Origin of the sequence: Pseudomonas baetica, from assembly GCF_019733355.1 — a bacterium.
Taxonomy (GTDB): Bacteria; Pseudomonadota; Gammaproteobacteria; order Pseudomonadales; family Pseudomonadaceae; genus Aquipseudomonas; species Aquipseudomonas baetica_A.
This window is the reverse complement of record NZ_JAIHLQ010000043.1, coordinates 46,277-52,758: the sequence shown is the minus strand read 5'-3', so window position 1 is coordinate 52,758 and position 6,482 is coordinate 46,277. Positions and strand designations below refer to the sequence as shown.

Here is a 6,482-nt window from a genome sequence, read left to right as displayed (position 1 = left end):
GTGATTATTTTCAGAAGCTTTCGAAGAATTCTTCAACAACTTCAACCACTTGCGCCTCCGATCTCTCGTCAGCGGGAGGCGAATTCTACAGCGTTACACGCTGCTGTCAACACCTCTTTTTCAACTTCTTTCTGGCTTCGATAACCTGAAGCAACCCACCGCCGAAAACATCATAACTCATTGAATCTCAAGGAGTTTTCCGTTTCGACTGCGCCGGAAGTGGGGCGAATTATAGACGTCTGGAATTCGCCGTCAACCGTTAATTTCGTTTTTCTTTCAGAATCTGCTTTCTAGCCAATAAACGCGGGACTCGACGAGCAACAGGAGGAACGCGCAGCAACAGAAGCAGAGCACCTATAAAAGCATAGACAGCCCACTCCTTGAGATCAGCCCGCACGATCCACAGCATATGCAGCAATCCCAGCCCCAGAATCAGGTACACCAGCCGATGTAACTTCTTCCATCGAACACCCAAACGGCGTTGACTGTAGCGATTGGAAGTCACCGCCAAAGCCAGCAATCCGAGGAATCCCAGCGTCCCGACAATAATGTACGGCCGCTTACGCAGCTCTACCCCTAGCTGGGACCAATCGAAACCCAGAATAAATGCCATGTAGCTACTTAGATGTAGAACCACATAGGCAAAACACCAAAGCCCCAACTGCCGACGAACTGCGATCCACCCCGCCCAACCGGTCAGCTTCTGCAAAGGCGTCATGCTCAAGGTGATCAGCAACAACACCAACGTACCAAGCCCTAACCGATCAACCAGCACCTTGCCGGGATCGGGACCAAGCAAATCCGCAAAAGCCTGATAGAACCAAAGCAAGGGCAAAACCGCCGCCGCCATGAAAACGCCTATACGCCAAAACGGGAATCGCATCAGTAGTTCTTCCGCAAATCGAGCCCTGTATATAAAGAAGCGACTTCATCCGCGTAGCCGTTGAACATCTGCGTATCGCGCACGTTCGGCTTGAACAGGCTATTGGGCAAGCGCCGCTCCCGAGCTTGCGTCCAACGCGGGTGATCAACCGTCGGGTTCACGTTCGCATAAAATCCATACTCATCGGCGGCGATACTTTGCCAGGTTGTCTTCGGCTGCTCACTGACCAGACTAATACGCACAATGGATTTAACACTCTTGAACCCATACTTCCATGGCACTACCAAGCGCAGTGGAGCACCGTTTTGATTGGGCAACTCACGGCCATACATGCCAACCGCCAGAATAGCCAAAGGATTCATCGCCTCATCCAGACGCAAACCTTCTACATAAGGCCAGTCGATCAGGGCAAAACCAGAGCGCTGCCCGGGCATGCTCTTGGGATCCTGTAGAGTTTCAAAGCGAATGTACTTGGCATTGGAGGTCGGCTCGACCTGTTTGAGCAACGCCGAAATAGGGAAACCGATCCACGGAATGACCATCGACCAAGCCTCAACACAGCGCAGACGATAGATGCGCTCCTCCAACTGATACGGCTTCATGAAGTCTTCGAGCGCGTAACGGCCGGGCTTAGCCACCTCCCCATCAACGACCACACTCCACGGCTCGGTTTTCAGCGAACCGGCATTTGCAGCCGGATCCCCCTTGCCGGTACCAAACTCATAGAAGTTGTTGTAATGGGTCGCGTCTTTGTAAGGCGTAATCGCCTCATCCTTGACGTTGACCGCTCCCCATTTAGTAGAAGGAAGCTTTTCAGCAAACCAGGCAGGCGCTTTACTCGCCTCGACATCAGCATAGCGAGCGGCATCGTCGGCACTCGCCCAGCGCGGCAGGCTACTGACGGCGATACCGGCAGCAGTGGCCCCAAGCAATTGGCGGCGAGAGAGGTAAATGGATTCAGGCGTGACATCCGACTCATGGCAGTCAGACGTTTGAGGGACTTTGATCAGCATGGCAACTCCGCAGCTTTGGAGGACAGATGCACCCATAGACTGCGGAGTATGCGGGAAATTACATCACTCGGCCTTTTTGTGCCGACGAAGATGCAACAGGTATTGCACTGGGCCGGACGCCGCATAAGCGAGGAAAACCAGCAGCAGAATGCGCGGTGGATCGCTGAAGACCACGGCAAACACCAGCACCACCGCGAGAATCGCCACGAAAGGCACGCGCCCTTTCAAGTCCAGCTCCTTGAAGCTGTTGTACTTGATGTTGCTGACCATCAGCATGCCGGCAGCCGCCACCATCAACGCGACCAGAAACGACATCTTCGAGCCCTGAATGCCGTAATCGCTGAACGCCCAGACAATGCCCGCCACCACGCCAGCGGCTGCCGGGCTGGCCAAACCGATGAAATAGCGTTTATCCGCGGTACCGACCTGGGTGTTGAAGCGCGCCAGACGCAAGGCCGCGCCCGCCACATAGATGAAGGCGACCATCCAGCCGACTTTACCCATGTCGCCCAGCGCCCAGCCGAACGCCAGCAAGGCCGGCGCAACACCGAACGCAACCATGTCCGACAGCGAGTCGTACTCGGCACCGAACGCACTTTGCGTATTGGTCATGCGCGCGACACGACCATCAAGGCCGTCGAGCACCATGGCGACGAAAATGGCAATCGCTGCGAAGGCGAAATACTTGCTCGCGTTCACTGAATCGCCGGCGCTCAACGCAGCCTGGGCGCTCATCGAATTGATGATGGAATAAAAACCTGCGAACAGGTTTGCAGTGGTGAACAGGTTCGGCAGCAGATAGATACCACGATGCCGGACTTTACGACCTTCTGCGTCGTGCCCTTCTTCGATGTGTTCATCGATGGGCAGCAGGCTTTCGGCGTCAGAAGCCTTGTTCGGCTCTTCGGGACGTTCGCTCATGGACATTACCTTGCAACGGTTTGGAAAAAATCGACTGTGTCTGTGACGACGGTTCGGCCACAAACGATGCAGCTTTATACCAGAACCACCGCCTCAAACGAAAAAACGCGGCCGAGGCCGCGTTTTTCGTACAAGAGACGAGGACTTAGTTTTTGGCTTTGTCGACGATCTTGTTGGCACCGATCCACGGCATCATGGAGCGCAGTTGCTCGCCGATGATTTCGATACCGTGAGCGGCGTTGTTACGACGCTTGGCGGTCATCGAAGGGTAGCCGGTTGCGCCTTCGCTGATGAACATTTTGGCGTATTCGCCGTCCTGAATACGTTTCAGGGCGTTGCGCATGGCCTGACGGGATTCGGCGTTGATCACTTCAGGACCAGTCACGTACTCGCCGTACTCAGCGTTGTTGGAGATCGAGTAGTTCATGTTGGCGATACCGCCTTCGTACATGAGGTCAACGATCAGTTTCAGTTCGTGCAGGCACTCGAAGTAAGCCATTTCCGGCGCATAGCCAGCTTCAACCAGCGTTTCGAAACCGGCTTTCACCAGCTCAACGGTACCGCCGCACAGAACGGCTTGTTCGCCGAACAGGTCAGTTTCAGTCTCGTCCTTGAAGGTGGTTTCGATGATGCCGGTACGACCGCCACCCACACCAGCCGCGTAGGACAGCGCTACGTTTTTGGCGTTGCCCGAAGCGTCCTGGTAGATCGCGATCAGGTCAGGGATACCGCCGCCTTTCACGAATTCGGAACGTACGGTGTGGCCCGGAGCTTTCGGCGCGATCATGATCACGTCGAGGTCGGCACGCGGAACAACCTGATTGTAGTGGATCGCGAAACCGTGGGAGAAGGCCAGAGTGGCGCCTTTCTTGATGTTCGGTTCGATTTCGTTTTTGTACAGGGAGGACTGGAACTCGTCTGGGGTCAGGATCATGACCAGGTCGGCAGCAGCAACAGCGGAAGCAACGTCGGTCACTTTCAGGCCGTGAGCTTCGGCTTTGGCAACAGTGGCCGAACCTTTACGCAGACCAACGGTAACGTCGACACCGGAGTCTTTCAGGTTGCACGCTTGAGCGTGGCCCTGGGAACCGTAACCGATGATGGCAACTTTCTTGCCCTGGATGATCGACAGGTCGCAGTCTTTTTCGTAATAAACTTTCATGAAATTCCCCTATATATCCTGGCCGTTCAGGCCCTTCGCTAATTTGGTTAGATGCTGAGTACTTTGTCGCCGCGAGCAATACCGGTCACGCCGCTACGGACGGTTTCCAGAATCGATGCGGTGCCGATGGACTGAATGAAGCTGTCGAGCTTGTCGCTGGTACCGGTCAATTGAACGGTATACACGCTCGCGCTGACATCGACGATCTGTCCACGGTAAATATCGGTAGTGCGTTTGATCTCGGCGCGCTGGGCGCCAGTGGCCTTGACCTTGACCAGCATCAGCTCGCGCTCGATGTGAGCACTTTCCGACAGGTCCACCAGCTTGACCACTTCGATCAGCTTGTTCAGGTTTTTGGTGATCTGCTCGATGACTTCATCGTGACCAACAGTGGTCAGCGTCAGACGCGACAGTGTCGGGTCTTCGGTTGGGGCCACGGTCAGGCTTTCGATGTTGTAGTTGCGCTGCGAGAACAGGCCGACTACACGAGACAAAGCACCGGGTTCGTTTTCCAGAAGCAAGGAAATAATGTGACGCATGATTAGGTACGCTCCGTCTTGCTCAGCCACATATCGCGCATGGAGCCGTCTTTGATCTGCATCGGGTAGACGTGCTCGCTGGTGTCGACCGAAATATCGATTATCACCAGGCGATCTTTCATGGCGAACGCCTCTTCCATCTTCGACTTCAAATCCTTCGAATCGGTGATGCGCACGCCAACGTGACCATATGCTTCAGCCAATTTGACGAAGTCAGGCAGCGATTCCATGTAGGAGTGCGAGTGACGGCTGCCGTAGCTCATGTCCTGCCACTGACGAACCATCCCCAGAACGCCGTTGTTCAGGATGACGATCTTCACCGGCAAGCCATATTGCAGGCAGGTCGACAGTTCCTGGATGTTCATCTGGATGCTGCCTTCACCGGTGACGCAGGCAACGTCGTCTTCCGGGAAGCTCAACTTGATACCCATGGCCGCCGGGAAACCGAAGCCCATGGTGCCCAGGCCACCGGAGTTGATCCAGCGATTAGGCTTGTTGAACGTGTAGTACTGCGCAGCGAACATCTGATGCTGACCCACGTCAGAGGTGATAAAGGCATCGCCCTTGGTCACTTCGCACAGGGTTTCGATCACGGTCTGCGGCTTGATCTTGCTGCCGTCACCCTTATCGTAAGGGAACAGGCCGCGATCACCGCGCCACTCATCAACCTGCTTCCACCAACTGGCCACGGACTCCTTGTTCGGGGTCTCGCCGATTTCCTTGAGAATCGCGACCATTTCGGTCAGGACGCTCTCTACCGGACCCACAATAGGCACGTCGGCCTTGATGGTTTTGGAAATCGAAGCCGGGTCGATATCAATGTGAATGATCTTGGCATTCGGGCAGAACTTCGCCGCGCCGTTGATCACGCGATCGTCGAAACGCGCGCCGACAGCCAGGATCACGTCAGCATGGTGCATCGCCAGGTTAGCGGTGTAGCTGCCGTGCATGCCGAGCATGCCGATGAACTGACGATCGGTACCAGGGAACCCGCCCAGGCCCATCAGTGTGTTAGTCACTGGCAGGTTAAGCATTTTCGCCAATTCGGTCAGCGGTGCGGAACCGTTGCCCAAAATCACGCCGCCGCCGGAGTACAGCACTGGGCGCTTGGCCGCCAGGAGCATTTCTGCTGCCTTGCGGATTTGCCCGGAATGACCGCGAACGGCTGGACTGTAGGAGCGCAGCTTGGCTTTCTTCGGGAAGACGTATTCGAACTTCTCGGCCGGGTTGGTCATGTCTTTCGGGATATCGACCACGACCGGGCCCGGACGACCGGATTGCGCCAGGTAGAAGGCTTTCTTCATGACTTCCGGGATTTCCGAGGCGTGCTTGATCATGAAGCTGTGCTTCACGATCGGCCGGGAGATACCGATCATGTCGGTTTCCTGGAACGCATCGGTACCGACCATGGTGCTTGGCACCTGACCGGAAATGATCACCATTGGAATCGAATCCATATAGGCCGTGGCGATACCGGTGATGGCGTTTGTGGCGCCTGGACCGGAAGTTACCAATACCACGCCGGCTTTACCGGTGGCACGAGCATAGCCGTCAGCCATATGGGTAGCCGCTTGTTCGTGACGAACCAGGATGTGGGTCACTTCCGGTTCTTTGAACAGGGCATCGTAAACATGCAGGAGAGCACCACCCGGGTACCCGTAAATATATTTGACGCCTTCGTCACGCAAAAAGCGGACGAGCATCTCACCGCCAGATAAAAGCTCCACGTTGTTCACCTCTAAAACGCCAGAATACCGTCCACAAAATAGGGGCGGGTCTTAATAGGTTTACTTCTCGGCAGAGCATGAGCGACGGTGGTCGCCGACTACGTCAGCACTGACTGAGCAAGTATTGGGATCGTCCCAAGTGTTGCGGGCCTTTCCCACCCAGCGCGAGGTAACGCGTTGCGGGTGTAACAGGTCGGCGCGGATGTGCGCCTCATGATCTACCGAGAGGGTCTGCTT

The 6,482-nt window shown here is 55.5% G+C and carries 6 protein-coding genes; all 6 read right to left on the bottom strand.

Translation table 11 applies throughout. The annotated features are described in order from the left end of the window. Window positions 1-259 precede the first annotated feature (259 nt). Window positions 260-883 carry a protein-methionine-sulfoxide reductase heme-binding subunit MsrQ gene (gene msrQ / locus K5E40_RS28590; protein WP_221733594.1) on the bottom strand — a complete coding sequence of 208 codons (624 nt, stop codon included), beginning with the start codon at window positions 881-883 and terminating at the stop codon, window positions 260-262. Next, the gene (gene msrP / locus K5E40_RS28585) at window positions 883-1,896 is read right to left on the bottom strand and encodes a protein-methionine-sulfoxide reductase catalytic subunit MsrP (protein ID WP_221733593.1); all 1,014 of its coding nucleotides are present in this window, start codon (window positions 1,894-1,896) and stop codon (window positions 883-885) included. Before msrP ends, msrQ begins: the two co-directional genes overlap by 1 nt. Before the next feature lie 63 nt (window positions 1,897-1,959). Beyond that, on the bottom strand, window positions 1,960-2,817 hold the full coding sequence (gene pssA / locus K5E40_RS28580) for a CDP-diacylglycerol--serine O-phosphatidyltransferase (RefSeq protein ID WP_053123855.1): 858 nt from the start codon (window positions 2,815-2,817) through the stop codon (window positions 1,960-1,962). A 145-nt stretch (window positions 2,818-2,962) separates the two neighbouring features. Further along, window positions 2,963-3,979, bottom strand: coding sequence for a ketol-acid reductoisomerase (gene ilvC, locus K5E40_RS28575; protein WP_053123857.1), 1,017 nt, complete (start codon window positions 3,977-3,979; stop codon window positions 2,963-2,965). Between the two features lie 47 nt (window positions 3,980-4,026). Continuing rightward, window positions 4,027-4,518 carry an acetolactate synthase small subunit gene (ilvN, locus tag K5E40_RS28570; RefSeq protein WP_003176102.1) on the bottom strand — a complete coding sequence of 164 codons (492 nt, stop codon included), beginning with the start codon at window positions 4,516-4,518 and terminating at the stop codon, window positions 4,027-4,029. Window positions 4,519-4,520: 2 nt separating this feature from the next. Further along, on the bottom strand, window positions 4,521-6,245 hold the full coding sequence (locus K5E40_RS28565; protein ID WP_221733592.1) for an acetolactate synthase 3 large subunit: 1,725 nt from the start codon (window positions 6,243-6,245) through the stop codon (window positions 4,521-4,523). Between the last annotated feature and the right edge of the window lie 237 nt (window positions 6,246-6,482).

Bases quoted from the DNA above. Each gene is read 5' to 3' on its own strand.
- ilvC (WP_053123857.1), bottom strand. From the start codon at position 3,979: ATGAAAGTTTATTACGAAAAAGACTGCGACCTGTCGATCATCCAGGGC.
- msrQ (WP_221733594.1), bottom strand. From the start codon at position 883: ATGCGATTCCCGTTTTGGCGTATAGGCGTTTTCATGGCGGCGGCGGTT.
- ilvN (WP_003176102.1), bottom strand. From the start codon at position 4,518: ATGCGTCACATTATTTCCTTGCTTCTGGAAAACGAACCCGGTGCTTTG.
- pssA (WP_053123855.1), bottom strand. From the start codon at position 2,817: ATGAGCGAACGTCCCGAAGAGCCGAACAAGGCTTCTGACGCCGAAAGC.
- msrP (WP_221733593.1), bottom strand. From the start codon at position 1,896: ATGCTGATCAAAGTCCCTCAAACGTCTGACTGCCATGAGTCGGATGTC.